Genomic DNA, 22433 nt, shown 5'->3' with positions numbered 1-22433 from the left:
CGAATGCCGCGCGGGCGCGAATGCCGCGCGGGCGCGAATGCCGCGCGAGCGGTGCCGGGCGGCCGCAGGCCAGGCGGCCCTGAGTGCCGGGCGAGCGCGAGCCCCCGGCGGCCCTGAGTCCCGGGCGGCCGCAGGTGCCGCACGAGCGCGAGTGCCGGGCGGGCGCGGGGTGCGCGCCCGCCCGGGATCAGCGTCGCGTGCGCAGGTAGTCGCCCACCACCGCGGCGCCCAGGCCGTCCAGGTCCGGGGCGATCACCCGGCCGCCCGAGCGGCGGGCGATCAGGTCCACGAAGGACGTCAGGCGCGGGTCGTCGCCGAGGCGGAACACCGAGATCGACGCGCCCAGCTTGGCCAGGCGGTCCACTTCGGACAGTGTCTTGTGGAGGGTCCGCGGCTGGGGCGGGTAGTCGAAGACCGCCTCGCCGTCGGGTTCCAGGTGGGCCGTCGGCTCGCCGTCGGTGACCATCAGGACCACCGGCTGGGCGTCCGGGTGCCGCCGCAGGTGCTGCCCGGCGAGCAGCAGCCCGTGGTGGGCGTTGGTGCCCTGCTCCCACGCGCCCTCCAGGCCGACCAGCTCCGGCAGCTCCACCGACTGCGCGTACCGGCCGAAGGTGATCAGCTGCAGGGCGTCGTTGCGGAAGCGGGTGCTGATCAGCTGGTGCAGCGCGAGCGCCGTGCGCTTCATCGGCAGCCAGCGCCCTTCCGACACCATCGACCACGACGTGTCCACCAGCAGCGCCACCGCCGCGCGGGACCGGTGCTCGGTCTCGACCACCTCGACGTCCTCCACGTCGAGGCGCACCTGCGGCTCCCCCACCGACACCGACCGGAGCACGGCGTTGCGGATGGTCCGCGGCACGTCCCAGGGCTGCATGTCCCCGAACCGCCACGGCCGCGACGCGCCGGTGGGCTCGCCGGCCGCGCCCGCCGACTCGGTCTCGCGCTCGCCGGTCTTGCCGCGCAACGCGTTCACGATGTCGGACAGCGCCGTCTCGCCCAGGCGCCGCAACGCCTTCGGCGACAACCGCAGCGAGCCGTCGGCGGCCCGTTCGAACAGGCCCTGGCGACGCAGTTCGCGTTCCAGGTCGGCCAACCGCCGCGCGTCGACACCCGCGTCCTTGCCGAGCTGGCGCTCGAGCGCCTCCAGGTCGATGTCCTCCAGCCGGGCGCCCGGGTACGACTGGCCGAGCTGCTCGGCCAGCGCGTCCAGCTCGGCGAGGTCCTGCATGGCCTGGGCGCCTTCGCCCATGCCGAGCGGGTTCTTGCCGCGGAAGCGCGCCGAGCCGGTCCAGTCCTCGCCCGGCCGGGCCGCCTGCAGCTGACTGTCCAAGCGGGACAGCTGCTGGGCCAGCCGCGGGTCGCCGAAGGCCTGCTGGGTCAGCTCGGCGAGCTCCGCGCGCTGCTCGGCCGACATCGAGTTCAGCATCCGCTGCGCGGCCGCCGACCGTTCCGCGAGCGCGTCGATCAGCTCTTCGACGTTCTGCGGGTTCTCCGGGAAGAACTCGCCGTGCTTGGCCATGAAGTCTTCGAAGCGCTGCTGGATGTCCTCGGCGCCGCCGGCGTGGGCTTCCAGGAGGTCGTTGAGGTCGTTGAGCATCTCGTTGATCCGCTCGACGTCCTCGGGCCCGGCGTTCTGCAGCGCCTGCTTCATGCCCTGGAACCGGGACTCCATCAGCTCCTGGCCGAGCAGGTCCCGGATCTGCTGGTAGTTCTCGCGGCCCTGTTCGGACCGCCAGTCGTAGTTCGCGAGCTCGTTGACGGCCGCCGCCGTGCCCGGCGGGAGCGCGTCGAGCTGGGCCTCCCGGAACCGGGCGTCGTCGTCCGGGTCCGGGAACAGCTCCCGGCGTTCGGCGTCGAGGGCTTCCTGCAGGAGACGCTGGACCTCCTGCAGGGTGCCGTCGAGGTTGTTGCGCCGCTGGATCTGCGACCGGCGCTGCCACAGGCGCCGGGTCAGCTCGTCGAGGCCCGCGGTGCGGTTCGTGCCGCGCCGCAGCATCTCCTCCAGCGCGGCGCGGGGCGAGGCACCGGCCATGACGTCCTGGCCGATCTCGTCGAGCGCGTCACGCAGGTCGGCCGGCGGCGCGAGGGGATCCGGCCCGTCGTGCCACGGGCCGTAGGAGTAGCCGTCGGGGAGCGGGACCGCGGTCATCGGCCGTAGACGGTCGTCGTGTCGTCGGAGTCCTTCGCGAGCCTTCGCGACAGGAACAGCGATTCGAGGGCGAGTTCGACGGCGGCCGCGATCCGGCCGGCGGGCTCGTCGGCGGCGACGCCGGCGCGCCGGGCGACCTCGTGCAGGACCGGCAGTTCGGGCAGGGCTTCCAGGACGTCCTTGCCCGGCACGCGCTCGCCGGTGGACACCAGGTGCCCTTCGCCGACCGCGTCGGCCAGCGGCCGCAGGTCCAGTCCGGCGAACCGGTCGCGGGCGGTCTCGGCGATCGCCAGGCGCAGCAGGTGCACGAGGTGCTCGATCTCGCGGCCCTCTTCGCCGGGCTCGAACTCGATCTTGCCGCGCAGCACCGACGGGACGGCGTCGAGGTCGACCGGACGGGCCACCGCGGGCTCCTCCCCCGTCAGCGCCGAACGCCGCAGGGCCGCGGCCGCCACGGTTTCCGCCGCGGCGACGGCGAACCGGGCCGAAACGCCGGAACGCTGGTCGATCACCGTGGACTCGCGCAGGTTGCGGACGAACCGGGCGAGCACCTCCAGCAGCGGCTCGCCGACTTCGGCGACGAGGTTCGCCTCCTGCCGGACGACGGCGACCTCGGCCTCGACGTCCAGGGGGTAGTGGGTGCGGATTTCCGCGCCGAAGCGGTCCTTCAGCGGGGTGATGATCCGGCCGCGGTTGGTGTAGTCCTCGGGGTTCGCGGTGGCGACGAGCAGGACGTCCAGGGGCAGCCGCAGCGTGTAGCCGCGGACCTGGATGTCGCGCTCCTCCATCACGTTGAGCAGCGCGACCTGGATGCGCTCGGCGAGGTCGGGCAGCTCGTTGATGGCGACGATGCCGCGGTGGGCGCGCGGGACGAGCCCGAAGTGGATGGTTTCCGGGTCGCCGAGGCTGCGGCCTTCGGCCACCTTCACCGGGTCGACGTCACCGATCAGGTCACCGACGGAGGTGTCCGGCGTGGCGAGCTTTTCGGTGTAGCGCTCGGACCGGTGCCGCCAGGCCACCGGCAGGTCGTCGCCGAGTTCGGCGGCGCGCCGGATCGACGCGGGCGTGATCGGCTGCAGCGGGTGTTCGCCCAGCTCGGAACCCTCGATGACGGGCGTCCACTCGTCGAGCAGACCGGCCAGGGTGCGCAGCAGGCGGGTCTTGCCCTGGCCGCGTTCGCCGAGCAGGACGACGTCGTGGCCGGCCAGCAGCGCGCGTTCGAGCTGCGGCAGCACCGTGCGGGAGAACCCGACGATGCCGGGCCAGGCGTCCTCGCCCGTCCTGAGGGCGTGGAGGAGGTTGTCGTGGATCTCTTGCGCGATCGGGCGCGGCTCGTACCCGGCCGCGCGCAGCGCCCCGGCGGTGCGGGGAAGAGCGTCTGGAACAGCGTTCACCCGTTCGACGCTACTGCCGGATCGGCGGTGCGTCGATGTGGAGCGGCTCCAGCGTGGGCGGTTTTACCGGCCCGGCGTGCGGGCCGGTAAAATAGGGCGTCGTGTGCCGACCCAGTGCGACTTTCGCCGTCTGGTCGAGCGCGTGGCTCAACGGGGCCGCCGCGTCCGACGATGTCCTCGATGCCCTGCTCGCGTGGGGTGAGGCCCACGACGTCGTGGCCGCCGACGCGGCCGCGGCCGAGGCGTTCGCGCTCCCGCTGGCGTTCAACCGGGCGGCCACGCCGGTGCAGCTGCTGATGGCGCTGCGTTCGCAAGGAGCGAAATCGCTGCAGCTGGTCCTCCCGGTCCCGGGGGACGTCCGCGGCCTCGGCGGCGGCGGCCCGTTCACCGAAGCGGCGTTGCGCTCCGGCGACGCCCTCGTGCTCGCCGACCTCGGGTTCGGGCTCGTGCCCGAGCCGATCGCCGAAGGGCTCGTCCGCTGGACGGTCTACTCGCTGGCCGCCCCGACGGCGCCGGAGCACGTCGGGCTCGGCGAGGCCGAGCACGGGCTGACCGACGCCATCCGGGCCAGCGCCGGGGCGCTGCAGACCCTGGACGTGGCTTCGGACCGGCCCGGCGTGCGCGCGGAACTGTCGGCGCACCTGCGTTCCCGGCCGGACGTCGACTGGCCCGCGGGGACGCCCGGGCGCGCCCTGCGGGTGCTGCAGCGAGCCGAGGAGATCGCGGCGATCCTGGCGATCGCGTCGTCGGACGACCCGGGCGGAGCGCTGTCGGCGTCGGCTTCGACGCTGCGGGCGCAGGCGTTGCGGCCGTTGTCGGACGCGGTCCGGACGGCTCGCTGCGCCGCGGTCAACGAGGCGGTGCGGGTGTTCGCGGAGCAGACGGCCCGCGAAGGCTGAGCGTCCCGCGATGCCGGACGACACCTGGGCGGCGGTGGCCGACGATTTCGCCGAGGGTGCCTACGCGTCCGTGAAGGGGCGCGTGCGCACGTACGTCATGCACCGGCAACTGCTGGCGCACCTGCCCGCTCCCCCCGCCTCGGTGCTCGACGTCGGCGGCGGTGCCGGTCACCAGTCGCTCCCGCTGGCCCGGGCGGGCTACGACGTCACGCTGCTCGACTCGTCGGCGGCGATGCTGGCCAAAGCCGGGCGGCGGCTCCCGGACGGGGTGACACTCGTCGAAGCCGACGCGGTGAACGCCGAGGAAGCCGTCGGTGGCCGTCGCTTCGACGCCGTCCTGTGCCACGGCGTGCTCGGCTACCTCGAGCGGCCGGAACCCGTGCTCGACCAGCTGTGCTGGTGCGCCGCCCCCGGCGGGCTCGTCTCGGTCATGACCGGCAACGCCGACGCGGCGGCCGTGCGGCCCGCCATGGAGGGCCGCTGGACGGACGCGCTGGCCGCGTTCGACACGCGCACCGAAATCGGGGTCCTCGGCCTGCCGACCCGCGCCGACACCGTGGCGGAGCTCGGCGAGGCTCTTCGGACCCGCGGAGTGGAACCCGTGGCGTGGTACGGAGTCTGGCTGTTCGTCGACTGGCTCGACCTCAGCGGCGCGCCGGTCGACCCGGCCGAAACCGAGCGGGTGGCGGCCGTCGAGTTCGAGGCCGGCCGGCGGGATCCCTACCGGCGGCTCAGCCGCGCCTTCCACCTCGTGGGGCGCCGGACCTAACGGCCCGGGCGCTTCGCCGGTTCGCAGCAGCCGATCGCGCAGGGCGCGCCGTTGACCGTGCAGCCCGCCACCGGGAACGACGACAGCTTCCGCGGCGGCACGCCGTGCGTGTGCTCGCGGATCAGCTCCACCACCAGCTCCGCGAACCGTGGGTCGGACCCCGCGGTCGCCGCGCGGGCGAACGCCATCCCGTGCTCGGCCGCGCGTTCCGCCGCCTCGTTGTCCAGGTCCCAGATCACCTCGAGGTGGTCGGACACGAACCCGATCGGCGACACGACCACGCCACGGACGCCCTCGGCGTGCAGCGCGTCGAGGTGGTCGACGATGTCCGGCTCCAGCCACGGCACCTGCGGCGGGCCGGACCGCGACTGCCAGACGACGTCGTACTCCGCGATGCCGGCCTCGGCCGCCACCAGGCGGGCCGCCTCGGCGATCTGCCGCGAGTAGCGGCGGCCGCCTTCCGACGGCGGGCCCGACGCGCGGTCCGCGCTGTCCGGCACCGAGTGGGCCGTGAAAACCGTGCGGATGCCGGGCCCGTCGCCCAGCGAGGCGTGGGCCGCGCGCACGCCGTCGGCGACCGCCGAGACGAACAGCGGGTGGTCGAAGAAGTGGCGGATCTTCACCAGTTCGGGGGCGTCGGCTCCGACGGACGCGCGGGCGCGCTCGATGTCCTCGTCGTACTGGCGGCACGCCGAGTAGCCGCCGTACGCGCTCGTGGGGAACACCAGGACCCGCTTCGCGCCTTCCGACGTCAGCGCGGCCAGCGTGTCCTCGACCATCGGGTGCCAGTTGCGGTTGCCGAAGTGCACGGGCAGCTCGATGCCGGCCGCCGCGAGCTGCTTTTCCACCGCCGCCATCGCGTCGCGGTTCAGCCGGTTGATCGGCGAGACCCCGCCGAAGTGCCGGTAGTGCTCGGCGACCTCCAGGAGCCGTTCGCGCGGCACCCCGCGGCCCCTGGTCACGTTCTCGAGGAACGGCATGACGTCGTCGGGCCCTTCCGGGCCGCCGAACGAAAGCCACAGCAACGCGTCGTATCCCACCTCCGACATCTTGCCGATGTGGCGGCCCGCACGCCGATCCGGGCCGGTTATGAATCGATCGGTCCAAAACCGTGTTAGAGTCTCCGCATGGCCAGGCCTAGGGAGTTCGACGAGACCGCCGCCGTCGAGAAGGCGATGCACGCGTTCTGGGCACGCGGCTACGAAGCCACCTCGACGCAGGACCTGTGCACGGCCACCGGGCTGGGCCGCAGCAGCGTCTACAACACCTTCACCAGCAAGCGAGCCCTCTTCGAGCGCTCGCTCACGCACTACACCCGCACCCAGCTGGACAAGCGGCAGGCGATCCTCGACGGCCCGGGCACCGCGGCCGAGCGGCTCGCCGCGGTTTTGGACAGCGCAATCCAGGACGACCCGGAAGAGCACCGCCGCGGCTGCCTGGTGGTCAACACCCTGGCCGAACTCGGCCTGCCCGACGACGAAGTGGGCGCCGCGCTGCGGGCCGACACCGCCCGGAACCTCACCATGTTCGCCGAGTGCGTCCGCGAAGGCGTGCTCGACGGCAGCCTCCGCGACGGCCTGGACCCCGCCGAGGTGGCGGAGTTCCTGCTGAGCACCACCTCGGGCCTGCGCGTGATGGCCCGCCGCGGCACGAGCCGCGAGAGCATGCACGCCGTCGCCGACATCGCCCTGTCGGCTCTCACCCGCTGAGCACCCCACGACCGCACCGAAGCCTGCCCTGATTTTGTACTGACCAATACACAACCGGGAGGGACCTCTCATGCCCCTGGCCGTCTTCGTCCTCGGGCTCAGCGTGTTCGCGCTGGGCACGTCCGAGTTCATGATCACCGGCCTGCTCCCCGGCATGGCCGCCGACCTGCACGTGAGCATCCCCGACGCCGGGCTGCTGATCTCGGCGTTCGCCGTCGGCATGGTCGTCGGGGCGCCGCTGCTGGCCATCGGCACCCTGCGGCTCCCCCGCCGCCGCACGCTCCTGGCGATGCTGGCGGTGTTCGTCGTGGCGCACGTCGTCGGCGCCCTCGCCGAGGGGTACGCGCTCCTGTTCGCGACGCGGGTCGTGGCCGCCTTCGCCTGCGCCGGGTTCTGGGCCGTCGCCCTGGCGACGACGATCGCGCTCGTGCCCGTGGCCCGGCGCGGGCGCGCGATGGCGGTGCTGGTCGGCGGGCTGACCGTGGCGAACATCGCCGGGGTGCCCGCCGGCACGTTCCTCGGCCAGCACGCCGGCTGGCGGACGGCGTTCTGGGCGGTGGCGGTGGTGACGCTGGTCGCGGTGGCCGGCGTGGCCCTGCTGGTGCCGGAAACGACCGGAGCGGCGATGCGCGTCCGCCAGGAGCTGCGGCTCTACCGCCGGGGCCGGGTCTGGCTCGCGCTCGGCGTGATCGCCCTCTGCCAGGCCATGATCTTCGCCGCGTTCAGCTACCTGGCGCCGTTGCTGACCGAGACCGACGGCCTGCCCGCGGAGTGGGTGCCGGGGGTGCTCGCGCTGTTCGGCGTCGGCGCGCTGATCGGGATCAGCGCGGGCGGCCGGCTGGCCGACCGGCGGCCGTTCGCGACGCTCTACGGCTGTCTCGCCCTCGCGCTGGCCGCCCTGCTCGTGCTCGCCCTCACGACCGACGCGCTCGCCGCCGTCGCGGCGGTGCTCGCCTTCGGCGTGGCCGGGTTCGGGGCCAACCCGGCGCTGAACCTGCGCGCCTACCAGGCCGCCGGCGACGCGCCCACGCTCGTCGGCGCGAGCACGACCTCGGCGTTCAACGTCGGCAACACCGCCGGCCCGTGGCTCGGTGGCGTCGCGATCGACGCCGGGCTCGGTTTCCCGAGCGTCGCCTGGACCGGCATCGCCCTCGGGGTCGCCACGCTGGCCGCGCTCACGGTCGCCGCCGCCGTCCAGCGCGGCGACGACCGGGAGCTGGTGGCCGTGTGACGCTCAGACGCCGAGGAAGTGGACGCCGCCGTCGACCATGATCATCGAGCCGGTGGTGGCGGGGAGCCAGTCCGAGAGCACCGCGCAGACGCTCTTCGCCACCGGGTCCGGGTCCGTGCTGTCCCAGCCGAGCGGGGCGCGCTCGCCCCAGCCGTCCTCCAGGTCGACGAAGCCCGGGATGGACTTCGCGGCCATCGTCTTCATCGGGCCGGCGCTGACCAGGTTGACGCGGATGCCCTGCGGCCCCAGCTCCTTGGCCAGGTACCGGTTGACCGACTCGAGCCCGGCCTTCGCCACACCCATCCAGTTGTAGACCGGCCACGCGACGCGGGCGTCGAAGTCCATGCCGACGTACGACGCGCCCCGGCTCAGCAACGGCAGGCACGCCTTCGCCAGCGACATGTAGGAGTACGTCGAGATCTCGATCGCGGTCTTGACGTCTTCGGCGGGCGCGTCGAGGAACGGCGCGCCGAGGCAGGTCTGCGGCGCGAAGCCGATCGAGTGCAGCACGCCGTCCAGGCCGTCGACGTGCTCGCGCACGCGGTCGGCCAGCGAGTCCAGGTGCTCCTGGTTGGTGACGTCGAGCTCCAGCACGGGCGCCTCTTCGGGCAGCCGCTTCGCGATGCGCTCGACCAGCGACATGCGGCCGAAGCCGGTGAGCACCACCTTCGCGCCCTCCTGCTGCGCGATCTTGGCCGCGTGGAAGGCGAGCGACGCGTCGGTGATGATGCCGGTGATCAGCAGGCGCTTGCCTTCGAGCAGTCCGGGCACGGGTCCTCCAGGTCTTGTTCGGGTGGTGCGGGGGATGTCAGTGGCCGAGGCCGAGGCCGCCGTCGACGGGCAGCACCGCGCCGTTGACGTAACCGGCTTCGTCGGAGACCAGGTAGCGCACGGCGGCGGCGATCTCCGACGGCTCGGCGTACCGGCCGGAGGGCACCTGCGCGAGGATCTCCTTCTTGCGCGCCTCGGGCAGCTCGTCGGTCATGTCCGTGTGGACGAACCCGGGCGCGACCACGTTCGAGGTGATGTTGCGCGAGCCGAGCTCACGGGCCAGCGACCGCGCGAAGCCGACCAGGCCGGCCTTCGACGCGGCGTAGTTGGCCTGCCCGGCCGAGCCGGAGAGGCCGACGACGGAGGAGATGAAGACGAACCGGCCCCACTTGCCGCGCAGCATGCCCCGGGAGGCCCGCTTGGCGACCCGGAAGGCGCCGGTCAGGTTGGCGTCGACGACGCGCTCGAACTGCTCGTCGCTCATCCGCATCAGCAGCGTGTCGTCGGTCAGGCCGGCGTTGGACACGAGCACCTCGACCGGGCCCTGGTGCTCCTCGACCAGCTTGAACGCGGCGTCGACCTGCTCGGAGTCGGTGACGTCCGCCTGGACCCCGAAGAGCCCTTCGGGCGCGCCCGAACCACGGTGCGTGACGGCGACCCGGTGCCCCTGCTCGGCGAGGTCCCGGGCGATCGCCAGACCGATGCCCCGGTTGCCCCCGGTGACCAGAACCGACCGTCCCACTGTGTTCTCCCTCTTCTTCGCTGTGCGCGGATGCCGCGCACGAGGTTATCGGCAGCGCTCGCGGGTCGTGCACCCGCGCCCGGGCTCGCCGCGACCGTCCTAAGCGGGTGTTAGGAACCGCCTCCCGACCTTGCTGGTTACCCGCTGGTTGGTCACCGTGAGTCGCAACACAGGAGGTCGACGATGACAACCCGGCTCAACGGTGCCACCCCGGACGTCAGCGAAAAGCGCGTGATCGGCAACGTGCTGCGCGGCTCGATCGGGAACCTGATCGAGTGGTACGACTGGTACGCCTACGCGGCGTTCACCACCTACTTCGCCAAGTCCTTCTTCCCGACGTCCGACACCACGGCCGCGTTCCTGGGGACCGCGGCGGTGTTCGCCGTCGGGTTCCTCATGCGCCCGCTGGGCGGCTGGATGCTCGGCCGGTTCGCCGACCGGTTCGGCCGCCGCAGCGCGCTGGTGCTTTCGGTGACGCTGATGGCGGGCGGCTCGCTGCTCATCGCCGTCACCCCGAGCTACCGCACCATCGGGATCGCCGCGCCGATCCTGCTGCTGACCGCCCGGCTGATCCAGGGCCTGTCGGTCGGCGGCGAGTACTCGACCTCGGCGACCTACCTGTCCGAAGTGGCCACGCCCGGCAAGCGCGGCTTCTACTCGAGCTTCCAGTACGTGACGCTCTACGGCGGCCAGCTGCTCGCCCTGGGCCTCCAGCTGGTCCTGCAGGCGCTGCTCACCGAGCAGCAGCTGACCGCGTGGGGCTGGCGGATCGCGTTCGGCGTCGGGACGATCGCCGCCCTCACCGTCATGTGGCTGCGCCGCGGCATGGACGAATCCGAGAGCTACCGGCGCGAAGCGGGCGAAACCAAGGGCGAGCGCGGCACGCTGCGCGCGCTGGCCAAGTACCCCAAGGAGATCGCGCTCGTCGTCGGCCTGACCCTCGGCGGCACGGTCGGCTTCTACACCTTCGCCACCTACAGCCAGAAGTTCCTGGAGAACACCGCGCACATCCCGCGCCGTCAGGTCACCGTCGTGCTGTTCTGCGCGATCCTCGTCGCGGCGACCCTGCAGCCGCTGGCCGGCCGGCTGTCCGACCGGATCGGCCGCCGCCCGCTGCTGCTGTTCTTCGGCATCGGCGGCACGCTGCTCACCGTTCCGCTGATGACGGTGATGGGCTCGACCCGCAACCCCGTCGGCGCGTTCTTCCTCGTGCTGGCCGGGCTCGTCATCGTCGCCGGGTACACCTCGATCAACGCCATCGTGAAGGCCGAGCTGTTCCCGACGAAGATCCGCGCCCTCGGGGTCGGGCTGCCGTACGCGCTCACCGTGGCGATCTTCGGCGGCACCGCCGAACTGATCGCACAGGCGCTGAAGAGCGCCGGGCACGAGCCGGTGTTCTTCTGGTACGTCGCGGGCTGTGTCCTGGTCTCCCTGATCGTCTACGGCACAATGCGGGAAACCTCGAAGAGCTCCGAACTGGAACACCGGCCGGAAGAACTGCCGCAGCAGCGCTGACAAGGGGATGACCGTGCGCGTGCTCCTCGTCGAAGACGACGCGGGTGTCGCCGGCGCGCTCGCCGAGTCGCTGCACGCGCGCGGTCATCCCGTCACCAGCGTCGCCCGCGGGGCCGACGCCCTGCACCACCACCGCGCGGCCGACCTCGTCCTGCTGGACCTCGGCCTGCCCGATCTCGACGGCCTCGACGTGCTGCGCAAAATCCGGGCCGTCTCGCCGGTCCCGGTGATCGTGCTGACCGCCCGCGGCGACGAACGATCGGTCGTCCGCGGCCTGCGGCTCGGGGCGGACGACTACCTCACCAAGCCGGTGCGGCTGGCCGAACTGCTGGCCCGGATGGACGCGGTCGTGCGGCGGGCGGTGGCCCGCGCCACCCCGGCCGGGGACGTCGTGCGCGTCGAAGACGTCGAGATCGACCTCGGCGCCCGCCGGGTCCGGGTCGCCGGGCACGACGTCGGCCTGACCACCAAGGAGTTCGAGATCCTGGCCGTGCTCGCCGTGCGGCCGGGCACCGCGGTGAGCCGCCAGCAGCTCATGGACGAGGTCTGGGGCGACGCCTACCTCGCCGTGTCGCGCTCCCTCGACGTCCACCTGACCGGACTGCGCGCCAAGCTCGACCGGCCGGGCCTGCTCACCACCATCCGCGGCTTCGGCTACCGGCTCGGCCGGGACTGACCCGTGCGCACCCGGCTCCTGGTGGTCCTGGTCGCCCTGGCCCTCGCGGTGGTCGCCGCGTTCGCCGTGCCGCTGCTGGGCTCGACGGCCGACCAGCGCACCCAGCAGCTGGTCATCTCCCGCACCGCCGACGTCGACCGGTTCGTCGTGCTGGCCCAGCAGGCCGTCGACACGCACGACCCCGCGGCACTGGCGGCCGACGCGGAGCGCTACGCCCAGCTGTACGGCGAAGGCGTCGTCATCGTCGACGCCCGGCGCCTCCCGCTGGTGCAGGCGGGCGGGCTGACGGCCGGTGACCCGGCGGTGCGCGGGCTGGTGGAAGCGACCATGCGCAACGAACCGGCGCCGCGGGTGGACCGGGTGGACCCGTGGTCGGCCGAACCGGCCTACTTCGCCCGGCCCGTCGGCACCGGCACCCGGGTGTCGGGGGTGGTCGTGCTGCGCGCGTCGGTGACCGCGGCGGCCGCGGACGTCGCCGCCCGCTGGGGCACCATCGGCGCCGGCGCGGTGCTGGTCGCGATGGTGTTCGTGCTGCTCGCCGTGGTGCTGGCCCGGTGGATGGTGCGCCCGCTGCACGAACTCGAGACCGGTGTGCTGGCCGTGGCGGCCGGGCACCGTGCCCACGTCCCGGAGCGCACCGGGCCGCGCGAGCTGCGGTCACTGGCCGCCGAGGTCAACCGGATGTCCGAAGCCGTGCTCGAAGCGGCCGAGCAGCAGCACCGGCTGGTCGCCGACGCCTCGCACCAGCTGCGCAACCCGATGGCCGCGCTGCGGCTGCGCGTCGATTCCCTGGCCGGGCGCATCGACGGCGACGACACGACCTACCGGGCGACCGTCGCCGAGGTCGAACGCCTGGAACAGCTCCTGGACGGCCTGCTGGCGCTCGCGCTGGCCGAGAGCACCGCGACCCGGGTCGCGGCCGGGGGCGCGGACGAAACGTGCGACCTGGCGTCGGTGCTCGCCGAACGCGTCGACGCGTGGCGTCCGGCCGCCGAGGACGCCGGATCGACGATCGTGCCCCCGCCCGGGCACGACGAGCCGGTGACCGTCCGCTGCCCGGAAGGCGAGCTCGCGCAGATCCTGGACGTGCTGCTGGACAACGCCGTCCACTACGCCGGCGCCGGCGCGAAGATCACCACGGACTGGCAACGCGGCGCCTCGACCGCCACGCTCGTCGTCTCCGACGACGGGCCGGGGCTGTCCACTTCGGACCGGGCGCGGGCGACCGAGCGGTTCTGGCGCGCGGGCGGCGAAGGCGCCCCGCGCGGGACCGGCCTCGGGCTGGCCATCGCGCACCAGCAGGTGCGCACCCGCGGCGGGGTCCTGGACCTGCGGCAGGCGCTCCCCCACGGGCTCGAAGCCCGCGTCACGCTGCCGCTGCAGGAGGAGCCGGGATGACGCCGACCCGCCGCACGGCCCTGCTCGGGGGGCTCGGCTTCGCGCTGGCCGGGTGTTCGGCGTCGGGCTACCGCGGCCCCGAGCGCACGCTCACCATCGCGGCCGGCGAGCGCGGCGGGTTCTACCTGGCCTTCGCCGAGCTCCTGGCCGCCGAGCTGAACCGCGCGGAGCCGCTGCTGCACGCCACCGCCGTGCCGACCGAAGCGAGCGTCGCCAACGTCGGGCTCGTGCAGCGGGGCCGGGCCGATCTCGGGCTGGTGCTCGCCGACGTGGCCCAGACGGCGCTCGGTGGCGGGCCGCCGTTCGCCGGGCCGGTGCCGTTGCGCGCGCTCGGCCGCGTCTACGAGAACTACCTGCAGCTCGTGGTCCGGGCGGACGGGCCGGTGCACGGACTGGCCGGCCTCGCCGGCCGGGCCGTCTCGCTGGGCGCGGGCGGCTCGGGCGCGGCGCAGCTCGGCTCGCGCCTGTTCGCGAAGGCGGGCGTGGCGGTGGACGCCCGGCACCTGCTGTTCGACGACGCGGTCCGCGCGCTGGCCGCCCGCCGGATCGACGCCATGCTGTGGTCGGGCGGAATCCCGACGCCGAAGCTCGCGGAGCTCACCCGCACGACACCGATCGCGCTGCTGCCGCTGGATTCGGTGGTGCCGCCCCTGCGCGCGGCGTACGGCCCGGTGTACGACCAGGTCCAGGTCCCCGAGGGCGCGTACCGCGGAGTGGGCGCGCTGAGCACGATCGGGGTGGCGAACCTCCTGGTGTGCAGCCCGGCGCTGCCGGACGACGTCGCCGCGGCGGTGGTCCGCCTGCTGGTGGAGCGCGCCACGGCGCTGGTGCCGGCGGAGGCGGTGGGGACGCAGTTCCTGGACGTGCGCACGCTGATCGGCACCCAGCCGGTACCCCTGCAACCGGGAGCGGCGGCCGCGTACCGGGCCCTGCACGGCTGAACTACATTGGGCCCGTGACCGCTCCTCGCCGCCCGATCGCCGAGCTGCCGCTGCGTGTGCGCTACCACGAGTGCGACGGCCAGGGCATCGTCTTCAACGCCCACTACCTGGCCTATGTGGACATGTGCTCCTTCGCGGCGGAGAAGGCGCTGTTCGGCTCGCACGACGAGTTCCTGGCGCACGGCACCGACGTCGTCGTCGCGGAGGCGAACCTGAAGTTCCGCGCGCCCGCGCGGTACGACGACGAGCTGGTCGTCACCCAGTACCCGAACCACCTCGGCACGACGTCGCTGATCTTCGACTTCGAGATCCACCGCGGCGAGACCCCGATCGCGGCGGCGACCCTCCGGTACGTCTTCGTCGACCCGGCCACGCTGCGCCCGGCCGCGCCGCCGGACGCGGTCCGCAAGGTCTACGCCGCGCTGCTCGGGGACTGAGGCCGTGTTCCGCGTTCTCTTCTACCGCCCCGAAATCCCGCCCAACACCGGCAACGCGATCCGGCTGGCCGCCAACACCGGCTGCGAACTGCACCTGGTCGAGCCGCTCGGCTTCACCCTGGAGGACAAGCAGCTGCGCCGGGCCGGGCTCGACTACCACGACCTGACCCGCGTCCACGTCCACGCCGACCTCGAAACCGCCTGGGCCGCCCTGCTCCCGGCGAAGGTGTACGCCTTCAGCGCTTCGGCGACGCGGCTGTACACCGACGTCGCCTACACCCCGGGCGACGTCCTGATGTTCGGTCCGGAGTCGGTGGGGCTGCCCGCCGACGTCCAGGAAGCCCCCGAGGTGACCGACCGCGTGCGGCTGCCGATGCGGCCGTCGAACCGGTCGCTCAACCTCGCCAACACCGCGGCGATCACCGTCTACGAAGCCTGGCGCCAGCACGGCTTCCGGTAGGTTCGCGGGTGGCCGAAACGACAATAAATGCGACCGTAACATAACCTTGGTGACGAATATGTGGACGGCAATCGTAGCCGGGACGTTCGCGATCATCGGCGCGATAGCAGGCAACCTCACTTCCGCCTGGCGCGACAGCCTTCGCTGGAAACGAGAGCTTGCCCGCGAAGACATCCGCTGGGAACGCGATCAAATGAAAGAGTCCAGCAGGATCGCACACGAGAACGCCAGCGACTTGAGAGATCGAAGGATCTCCTCCTACAGCGAGCACCTCGCCACAGTCAAGCTTTATGAGTCGGAACTGGATGGCTTGGCCAACGTTCGAGATTTGAGCGAAATCGAAGCTCGCCTCTCAACGCTGAGCCAGGTCGAATCCCAAGTGCGCACATACCGGGAAAAAGTAGAACTGATATGTGGCGACGACATACGATCGTACTTCCACTCCGACGCCTTCACCATTGACTGGCTACTTATTTCACCCCGTAAACCACACTTTATCCGGAACGTCGGCGACGCAGCAGCCACCAACAAGGCCATCGAAGAGGCAGTGCACCATTTTCGCCTCAGCGCCGGCGACGGACGACGCAAAATACGGCGCTATTACGAGAAGATGAGCATGATGATGCGCGAAGAAGTCGGCGTCAGTCCTGCCGTCCAGACCGACAGGTGATGCTCACGTCCACGCCCGCGAGTCCGCCGGAGTTCCGGCCGAATGTCGATGATCGGCCGCGATACGCAGTAGTCCTCGCCGTCGGCACCTTCGCTGGGACGGACCAACGACTGGGGACCATCGTGATCAGCTTCCGGTAGGTTCGCCGGATGCGACAGCAGTTCCTGGGGGCGCTCATCGGCGCCGCGTTCGGCACGGTCTTCGTCCTGGTCAACTCCGGGGCCCCGCTCCCTCCCGTGCTCGGCTGGGTGCTGCGGGCCCTCGCCGTGGTCGCGCTGGGGGCCGTCCTCTTCCTCGGGCTCCGGGCCGGGGGCCGGCCGACGCTCGACGGGCGGCCGGTGTTCGGGCCGGGCTACCGGGTCGTCGTCCTCGGTGAAGTGGTGCTGCTCGTCGCCGGGTTCTTCGTGCTCAGCCTGCTGGACGCCCCGGTGCAGGCGAACGTCGCGTGGATCGCCACAGTCGTCGGGCTGCACTTCGCCGCGCTCGCGTCGGCGTGGCGGACCCGCTCGATCCTCGTGGTCGGCGTGGTCCTGACCGTGCTGGGTGTCGCCGGGCTCGCCCTGCTCGGGACCGCGGCGGCGTGGGTGCCGTTCGTCAGCGGCGTGCTGTCGGGGGTGACCCTGCTCGGCGGCAGCCTCTACGGCGTCCGCCGAGCCTGAGTCACGGCAGTCTCTGCCCGAAGAACAGGCTGGCCGCCGCACCCAGCATGAGGATCAGCGTGCCGACCACGACCCACGGCTTGCTCGCGTCGGCGTCCTTGAGTTCGTAGCCGATCTGCTCGCCGAGGTCGGCGTAGACCTTCTTCAGCTCCTCGGCGCTGGCCGCCTTGTAGAAGTCGCCGCCGGACAGCCGGGCGATCTCGCGCAGCGACTCGTCGTCCACGCTCACGGGCTGGGGCTTGTCGTCGATCGTCACCGAACCGTGCGTGGTACCGAACGAAATCGACGAGATCGGCACGCCGGCCTGCTTCGCCGCCTGCGCCGCGGTGTACCCGCCGCGCGCCGCGTACAGGTCCTCCGGCACCGTCTGCTTGCCGTCGGACATCAGCACGATCCGCGCCGGCGGCGGTCCGTCGGCTCCGCCGACGACGCTCGAAAAGCTCTCCACCGACTGCAGCGCCGCGAAAATGCCTTCCCCGGTCGCCGTCGACTGGGCCAGCTTCAGGTTCTCGATCGCCTTGATCACGCCGTTGCGGTCGGTGGTCGGGTTGACCAGCACCGTCGCCGTGCCCGCGAACGAGATCAGCCCCAGGTTGATCCCCGGCGTCATGTTCCGCGCGAAGCTGGTGGCCGCCTCCTGGGCCGCCTGCAGCCGCGTCGGGAGGACGTCGGTGGCTTCCATCGACAGCGAAACGTCGATCACCAGCATCACGGTCGCCCGGTTGCGGGGCACCTTCTGCTCGGCGGTGGGCCCGGCCAGCGCCACGGTGAGCAGCAGCAGCGACAGCACGATCAGCACCGCCGGCAGGTGCCGGACCCAGCCCTGGCTCTTCGGCGCGACCTTCTCGAGCAGGTCCAGGTTCGCGAACCGCATGGTCCGCTTCCGGCGCGCCCGCTGGGCCAGGACATACCCGACGGCGACCGCGGCGACCGCGATCAGCAGCAGGAACCACCACGGCGACGCGAACCCCGTCAACTTCACGCCACACCCCCCGACCAGCGGCGTTTGCGGGCGACGACGAACCGCACCATGTCGGCGATCCAGTCGGCGTCGGTGCGCAGCGTCAGGTGCGCCGCACCCGCGCGCCGCAGCCCGGCCGCCACCTTCTGCCGGTGGGCGTGGGCCGCGGCCCCGAACTCCTTGCGCAGCAAGGCCGAAGCGTGCACTTCGCGCTGTTTCCCTGTCTCCGGGTCGGCCAGCACGACGGTGCCCACCTCGGGCAGGTCGACGTCGCGCGGGTCGAGGACTTCGATCGCGATCAGTTCGTGGCGCCCGCCCAGCGCCCGCAGCGGCCGCTCCCAGGACTCCTCGCCCAGGAAGTCGGAGATCACCACGGCGAGACCACGCCGGCGCGGCGGACGGCGCAGCTGTTCCAGAGCCGCCGCGAAGTCACCGCGAGTGCCCTCGGCCGCGCGCGGGGTCTCGGCGAGCTTGCGCACCAGCCCGCGCGCGTGCGCCAGGCCGCCGCGGGCCGGGATGCGGACGGTCTCGGCGCCGGTGGAGATCAGCGCGCCGATCCGGTTGCCGCCGCCCCCGGTCAGGTGGGCGACCGCCGCGACGGCGCAGACTACGAGGTCACGCTTCTCGCACAGCGCGGTGCCGAAGTCGAGGCTCGCCGACAGGTCGGCCACGACCCACGTCTCCAGCTCGCGGTCGGCCACGGTCTCCCGGATGTGCGGGGTCGTCGTGCGGGCGGTGACCGCCCAGTCCATCCGGCGCACGTCGTCGCCGGGCTGGTACGGGCGCGCCTCGCCGGGCTCGGACCCCGGCCCCGGCACCAGGCCCAGGTGGTTGCCCTGCAGCAGCCCGTCGAGCCGGCGGCGGACGTCGAGCTCCAGCGTGCGGAGCCCGGCCTCCAGCCGATCGCCGCGCAGGATCGGCGGCGCCCACGAAGGGCGTTCGCCCTTCTCGTTCTTCGCCATCGCCGGGTTACCTGACCGGCGCGCCCGCCGGGACCGGGCCGCCCTGGCCGGCCCCGCCCTGCGGGCGGGCCGAGACCTGCGGCAGCGGCACGGTCTGCAGCACGCGCGTGATGATGTGGTCGATCGGCACGCCGTCGGCCAGCGCGTCGTAGGACAGCACGAGCCGGTGGCGCAGCACGTCCGGCACAACGTCGACTACGTCCTGCGGCAGCACGTAGTCGCGGCCGCGGACCAGCGCCAGCGCGCGGGCGGCGGCGATGATGCCGAGGCTCGCGCGCGGCGAGGCGCCGTAGGAAACCCACCCGGCGACGTCGGCGAGGCCGTGCTCGTTCGGCGTCCGGGTGGTCAGCACCAGCCGCACGACGTAGTCGACGAGCGCGTGGTGCACGAACACCTGGGACGCGACACCCTGCAGCCGGACCAGCTCGCCCGGGCTGAGCACCTCGTGCGGGGTGGGCGGGGTGACGCCCATCCGGTAGATGATCTCGCGCTCTTCTTCGGCGGAGGGGTACTCCACGAGGATCTTGAACAGGAACCGGTCGCGCTGCGCCTCCGGCAGCGGGTAGACGCCCTCGTTCTCGATCGGGTTCTGGGTGGCCAGCACGAGGAACGGGTCGGGCATCGGGAACGTCTGCCCGCCGATCGACACGTGCCGCTCGGCCATCACCTCGAGCATCGCCGACTGGACCTTGGCGGGCGCGCGGTTGATCTCGTCGGCGAGCACGAAGTTCGCCACGACCGGGCCTAGTTCGACGTCGAAGCGCTCGGCGCCCTGGCGGTAGATCCGGGTGCCGAGGATGTCGGCGGGCACCAGGTCCGGGGTGAACTGCACGCGGGAGAACGACCCGCCGACGACCCGCGCGAACGTCTCGACGGCGAGGGTCTTCGCCACGCCGGGCACGCCTTCGAGCAGCAGGTGGCCCTTGGCCAGCAGGCCGACCAGCATCCGCTCGACCAGGCGGTCCTGGCCGACGATGATCCGCTTGACCTCGAACACGGTCCGCTCCAGCAATTGGGCGTCCCGGGCCGGCGTCGCGGGCTGCTGCCCGTTCCCGCCCTCGGCGTAGCCGGGCTCGGTCACTCTGCCTCCTCGAATTCTCGTGCGCCGCCCCCGCGACGGTGATCACGCGGTGCGACCGTACTGCGTCCGGCGGCCGTCCGTCCGCCCGGCACGCGGACGGGCGCACCCGGCCCCACGATCAGCCAACACGGTCACCGGTGTGGCACCTGTGAAGCACCCGCCGCCCGCCGGCGGTCCCACGCCGAGCGCCCCAATGTGGCCTTCGGTGCGTCTGACGCACCCAAGGCGGCCTTCGGTGCGTCAGACGCACCCAAGGCCGCCTTGGGGCGCTCGAGCGAGCGGGTCAGCGGTGGCGCTCGAGGTCCTCGGGGGTGTCGATGTCGTCCGCTTCGCCCCGTTCCGCCGGGACTTCGGCGACCGTGAGGCCGCCCAGCACCCGGCGCAGGGCCGCGTTCTCCGCCTGCTCCGGCAGCGCCGCCCGCAGCGACGGCAGCCGCCAGGCGCCCAGCAGCCACTGCCGCTGGCCCGCGGCGTCGACCAGGACCGCCCCGTCGCCGTCGCCGATCGCGGCGACCAGTCTGTCCACTGTGGATCGTCGGACGCCCGGGAGGTCGGCGGCCAGCACCACCACCGCCTCGACGTCGCCGGGCACGAACACCAGGCCCGCCGCGAGCGCCGCCACCGGCCCGGTGCCGGGCACCGGTTCCCGCGTCCACACGACGTCGAAGCCCGGGCGCCGCGGGCCGACGGCGATCACCCGCTCGGCGCCGTCGAGGGCGTGGATCGCCCGGGCCAGCAACGGTTTCCCGCCCACCGACAACGCCGGCTTGTCCACACCGGACAGCCGGCGGGCCGCACCCCCGGCCACCACGATCCCCGCGTAGCGCACCGAGGCACCCTAGCGGCCCAGCACGAGGTAGGTGAAGCCCAGCTCACCCCGGTAGTCCCGGACGTACTCGCGCAGCCGCCGGTCGAGCCACTCCCGCACCCGCTCCGCCCGCGGGTCGGCCGGGTGCGCCGCGAGCCACTCCTCCCAGCCGGCGCGCGAGGTCGACTCGAAGTCGTCCCATTCCCGCTGGTCGGCGGTGCTCAGGTGCAGCACGCGCCAGCCGGCGCCGCCGGCCGCGTCGAGCAGCTCGGGCAGGGTCAGCACGTCCTGGCCGAAGATTCCGAGGGCCGCCGGGCCCGGCGGTGACGACCAGAAGCCGTCGCCGTAGAGCAGCCTGCCGGACGGCCGCACCACCCGGGCGAGCGCTGCCAGTGCCGCCTTCGTCGAGCCGAAGACGTGGGCGGCACCGATGCAGAACACCCGGTCGGCGGGTTCGTCCCAGGTCGCGGCGTCCGACGAGGTGAACTCCGCCGCCAGGCCCCGCGCCGCGGCCGCCGCCCGGCCGCGCGCCAGTGCCGTCTCGTCGGTGTCGACGCCGGTCGCGCGCAGGCCCGGTGCCCGGGCGGCCGCCCGCAGCAGCAGCTCGCCCCAGCCGCAGCCGAGGTCGACGAGGTGGCCGCCGCCGGAGGCCATCCGGTCGAGCAGCAGCTCCGCGTGCGGTTCGGACAGGGGCGTGTTCCAGCGCATCCGGGTGCGCCGCAGCGCGTTCAGTTCGTCGTCCACCGGGCGATCCTGTGGCCTGCGGCGGGCGCCGTCGAGCGGGTTTTTCAGCCGACCAGGCGCGTGGCGTACGGCATGATCCCGCCGTAGCGCACCGGGGCGACGCGGACCCGCAGACCCGACTGCGGTGCCTCGACCATCTGCCCGCCACCCAGGTACAGCGCCACGTGGTGGATGCCGCCCGGACCGCCCCAGAAGAGCAGGTCGCCGCGGCGCATCTGGGACAGCGGTACCTGGCGCCCCGCCGTGTACTGGTAGCCGCTGTAGTGCGGCAGGCCGGCGACCCCGGCGAAGGCGTAGATCATCAGGCCGGAGCAGTCGAACCCGATCTTGTTGTAGTCGCCGTAGCGGTCGGCGACGCCGCCGTCGCGGATGCCGCGGGTCGGGCCGCTCGCGTTGCCGCCGCCCCACGCGTACGGCATCCCGAGCTTCGACAGCGCCCGGGCGATCACCGCCTCGATCGACGAGCCCGCCGGGCCCGCCGGCGCCGGTCCTCCCGCGGGACGGCCGCCGCCCCCGCTTCCGGCCGCGGCCGCGGCCGCGGCCAGGGCGGCCTGCCGGGCGCGTTCTTCGTCCTCGCGCTGCTTCTGGGCGAGCCAGTCCTCGTAGCGCTGCCGCTGGCCCTGCAGGCCGCTGACCTTGGCCTGGGCGGCGTAGAGCTGCTGCTCGACGTCCGACTTGTTCTGCTCGAGCCGGCCGGTCTGGGTTGCCTGGCTGTCCTGGGCGCGCTCGGCGGCGGTCTGCGCGGCGTCGGCGCTGTTCTTGGCGCGCCGCGCCGCGTCCTGCTTCTGCTGGGCGAGCTCGGCGGCCTTGCGGGCGGCGGCGTCCTTGTTGGATTTCTCGGTCTGGGCCTGCTGGAGCCGGTCGAGGGCGTTGAGGCGGTTGCCGCCGACGGCGTCGAGCAGCTGCGCGCGGGCCAGCATGTCCTTGGGGCTGTCGGAGCTCAGGTACGCCCCGAGCGAGCCGACCGTGCTCCCCTGCTGGAAGCTCGCGGCGGCGAACGTCCTGAGGTCGGCACGGGCCTGCTCGATCGCCGCCGAGGCCGCGTCCGCCTCGGCGCGCGCGGCCTTGGCGTCGTTCTCCGCCTGCGTCGCGGCGTCCTGCGCGGTCTGCAGGTCGACCAGGGCCTTGTTGGCCTGTTCCTGCTTGAGCTCGACGTCGTCCTGCAGCTGCGTGAGCTTCTGCTCGGCCTGGGCCAGCTGGCTGGTCAGGCGGCCGACCTCGCCCGCCTTCGCGTTGGCGTCGGCCTTGCTCGAGTCGATTTCCGAGTCGCTGGGGTTGGGCGGCGGCGGGGGCGCCGCGAGCCCCGTGCCGCCGGCGCCGAACAGGATCACCAGGGTGAGGGTGCTCACGCTGAGTCCCCGGCGGACGCGCGGCCTCCGCACCTGTCCGGACCGTCCCGCCACGACCGCCACCTCCGCTCACCAGCGCACACCGTGCGTCACTGCAGTCACATCACT

23 protein-coding genes are annotated in these 22433 nt (G+C 73.0%); 12 read left to right on the top strand and 11 right to left on the bottom strand.

Annotation, left to right across the window (positions count from 1 at the left end):
- Positions 1-187: 187 nt before the first annotated feature.
- Positions 188-2149, bottom strand: coding sequence for a hypothetical protein (locus ACLJOU_RS41065; RefSeq protein ID WP_410574681.1), 1962 nt, complete (start codon positions 2147-2149; stop codon positions 188-190).
- Entirely contained in the window at positions 2146-3543 is a 1398-nt protein-coding gene (locus tag ACLJOU_RS41060) for an ATP-binding protein (RefSeq protein ID WP_410574680.1), read from the bottom strand. The genes ACLJOU_RS41065 and ACLJOU_RS41060 overlap by 4 nt, the downstream gene beginning before the upstream one ends.
- Positions 3544-3644: 101 nt before the next feature.
- On the opposite strand from ACLJOU_RS41060, the gene ACLJOU_RS41055 reads away from it, so the two are divergent.
- Together ACLJOU_RS41055 and ACLJOU_RS41050 are read left to right on the top strand one after the other, a co-directional pair.
- Positions 3645-4442 (top strand): hypothetical protein, encoded by a 798-nt coding sequence (locus tag ACLJOU_RS41055; protein WP_410574679.1) that lies wholly within the window; start codon positions 3645-3647, stop codon positions 4440-4442.
- Positions 4443-4452: 10 nt separating this feature from the next.
- A complete protein-coding gene (locus ACLJOU_RS41050) occupies positions 4453-5211 on the top strand; it encodes a class I SAM-dependent methyltransferase (protein WP_410574678.1) in 759 nt (252 codons plus the stop codon).
- Here the strand turns inward: ACLJOU_RS41050 and ACLJOU_RS41045 are convergent.
- Positions 5208-6251 (bottom strand): ferrochelatase, encoded by a 1044-nt coding sequence (locus ACLJOU_RS41045; RefSeq protein ID WP_410574708.1) that lies wholly within the window; start codon positions 6249-6251, stop codon positions 5208-5210. The genes ACLJOU_RS41050 and ACLJOU_RS41045 overlap by 4 nt on opposite strands.
- An 87-nt stretch (positions 6252-6338) precedes the next feature.
- Between ACLJOU_RS41045 and ACLJOU_RS41040 the strand changes: the two genes are divergently transcribed.
- Positions 6339-6920: a TetR/AcrR family transcriptional regulator gene (locus ACLJOU_RS41040; protein ID WP_410574677.1), complete on the top strand. Its 582-nt coding sequence runs from the start codon at positions 6339-6341 to the stop codon at positions 6918-6920.
- Positions 6921-6990: 70 nt separating this feature from the next.
- Positions 6991-8151 (top strand): Cmx/CmrA family chloramphenicol efflux MFS transporter, encoded by a 1161-nt coding sequence (locus tag ACLJOU_RS41035; RefSeq protein WP_410574676.1) that lies wholly within the window; start codon positions 6991-6993, stop codon positions 8149-8151.
- Positions 8152-8154: 3 nt separating this feature from the next.
- Here ACLJOU_RS41035 and fabI read toward each other — a convergent pair whose 3' ends face one another.
- Both fabI and fabG read right to left on the bottom strand, forming a co-directional pair.
- Positions 8155-8922 carry an enoyl-ACP reductase FabI gene (fabI, locus tag ACLJOU_RS41030; protein ID WP_410574675.1) on the bottom strand — a complete coding sequence of 256 codons (768 nt, stop codon included), beginning with the start codon at positions 8920-8922 and terminating at the stop codon, positions 8155-8157.
- Between the two features lie 37 nt (positions 8923-8959).
- A complete protein-coding gene (gene fabG / locus ACLJOU_RS41025) occupies positions 8960-9664 on the bottom strand; it encodes a 3-oxoacyl-ACP reductase FabG (protein WP_410574674.1) in 705 nt (234 codons plus the stop codon).
- A 183-nt stretch (positions 9665-9847) separates the two neighbouring features.
- On the opposite strand from fabG, the gene ACLJOU_RS41020 reads away from it, so the two are divergent.
- The 8 genes from ACLJOU_RS41020 to ACLJOU_RS40985 all read left to right on the top strand — a co-directional run bounded on the left by ACLJOU_RS41020 (position 9848) and on the right by ACLJOU_RS40985 (position 16420).
- Positions 9848-11179: an MFS transporter gene (locus ACLJOU_RS41020; RefSeq protein ID WP_410574673.1), complete on the top strand. Its 1332-nt coding sequence runs from the start codon at positions 9848-9850 to the stop codon at positions 11177-11179.
- A gap of 7 nt (positions 11180-11186) precedes the next feature.
- A complete protein-coding gene (locus tag ACLJOU_RS41015; RefSeq protein WP_410574672.1) occupies positions 11187-11855 on the top strand; it encodes a response regulator transcription factor in 669 nt (222 codons plus the stop codon).
- 3 nt (positions 11856-11858) lie between these two features.
- Positions 11859-13253: a sensor histidine kinase gene (locus tag ACLJOU_RS41010; RefSeq protein ID WP_410574671.1), complete on the top strand. Its 1395-nt coding sequence runs from the start codon at positions 11859-11861 to the stop codon at positions 13251-13253.
- Complete coding sequence (locus tag ACLJOU_RS41005; RefSeq protein WP_410574670.1) at positions 13250-14194, top strand: TAXI family TRAP transporter solute-binding subunit; 945 nt, start codon at positions 13250-13252, stop codon at positions 14192-14194. The genes ACLJOU_RS41010 and ACLJOU_RS41005 overlap by 4 nt, the downstream gene beginning before the upstream one ends.
- 14 nt (positions 14195-14208) lie before the next feature.
- Complete coding sequence (locus ACLJOU_RS41000) at positions 14209-14631, top strand: acyl-CoA thioesterase (RefSeq protein WP_410574669.1); 423 nt, start codon at positions 14209-14211, stop codon at positions 14629-14631.
- Positions 14632-14635: 4 nt separating this feature from the next.
- Positions 14636-15091 carry a tRNA (cytidine(34)-2'-O)-methyltransferase gene (locus ACLJOU_RS40995; RefSeq protein WP_410574668.1) on the top strand — a complete coding sequence of 152 codons (456 nt, stop codon included), beginning with the start codon at positions 14636-14638 and terminating at the stop codon, positions 15089-15091.
- A 49-nt stretch (positions 15092-15140) separates the two neighbouring features.
- The gene (locus ACLJOU_RS40990; protein WP_410574667.1) at positions 15141-15761 is read left to right on the top strand and encodes a hypothetical protein; all 621 of its coding nucleotides are present in this window, start codon (positions 15141-15143) and stop codon (positions 15759-15761) included.
- Between the two features lie 149 nt (positions 15762-15910).
- Positions 15911-16420, top strand: a complete 510-nt coding sequence (locus tag ACLJOU_RS40985) for a hypothetical protein (RefSeq protein ID WP_410574666.1) — start codon at positions 15911-15913, stop codon at positions 16418-16420.
- Between the two features lies 1 nt (position 16421).
- On the opposite strand, the gene ACLJOU_RS40980 is transcribed toward ACLJOU_RS40985, so the two are convergent.
- The 6 genes from ACLJOU_RS40980 to ACLJOU_RS40955 all read right to left on the bottom strand — a co-directional run bounded on the left by ACLJOU_RS40980 (position 16422) and on the right by ACLJOU_RS40955 (position 22388).
- Positions 16422-17402, bottom strand: a complete 981-nt coding sequence (locus ACLJOU_RS40980) for a VWA domain-containing protein (RefSeq protein WP_410574665.1) — start codon at positions 17400-17402, stop codon at positions 16422-16424.
- Entirely contained in the window at positions 17399-18343 is a 945-nt protein-coding gene (locus ACLJOU_RS40975; protein WP_410574664.1) for a DUF58 domain-containing protein, read from the bottom strand. The genes ACLJOU_RS40980 and ACLJOU_RS40975 overlap by 4 nt, the downstream gene beginning before the upstream one ends.
- 7 nt (positions 18344-18350) lie before the next feature.
- Positions 18351-19424 carry an AAA family ATPase gene (locus ACLJOU_RS40970; RefSeq protein WP_103342634.1) on the bottom strand — a complete coding sequence of 358 codons (1074 nt, stop codon included), beginning with the start codon at positions 19422-19424 and terminating at the stop codon, positions 18351-18353.
- Between the two features lie 283 nt (positions 19425-19707).
- A complete protein-coding gene (locus ACLJOU_RS40965; protein ID WP_410574663.1) occupies positions 19708-20253 on the bottom strand; it encodes a molybdenum cofactor guanylyltransferase in 546 nt (181 codons plus the stop codon).
- 9 nt (positions 20254-20262) lie between these two features.
- A complete protein-coding gene (locus ACLJOU_RS40960; RefSeq protein ID WP_410574662.1) occupies positions 20263-20976 on the bottom strand; it encodes an SAM-dependent methyltransferase in 714 nt (237 codons plus the stop codon).
- Between the two features lie 44 nt (positions 20977-21020).
- Positions 21021-22388 carry an NlpC/P60 family protein gene (locus ACLJOU_RS40955; RefSeq protein ID WP_410574661.1) on the bottom strand — a complete coding sequence of 456 codons (1368 nt, stop codon included), beginning with the start codon at positions 22386-22388 and terminating at the stop codon, positions 21021-21023.
- Positions 22389-22433 lie beyond the last annotated feature (45 nt).

Source organism: Amycolatopsis sp. cmx-4-61 (genome assembly GCF_046548775.1).
In the GTDB taxonomy this organism is placed as follows: domain Bacteria; phylum Actinomycetota; class Actinomycetes; order Mycobacteriales; family Pseudonocardiaceae; genus Amycolatopsis.
Note: the sequence above shows the minus strand (reverse complement) of the source record. Positions and strands in the feature narration are given on the sequence as shown.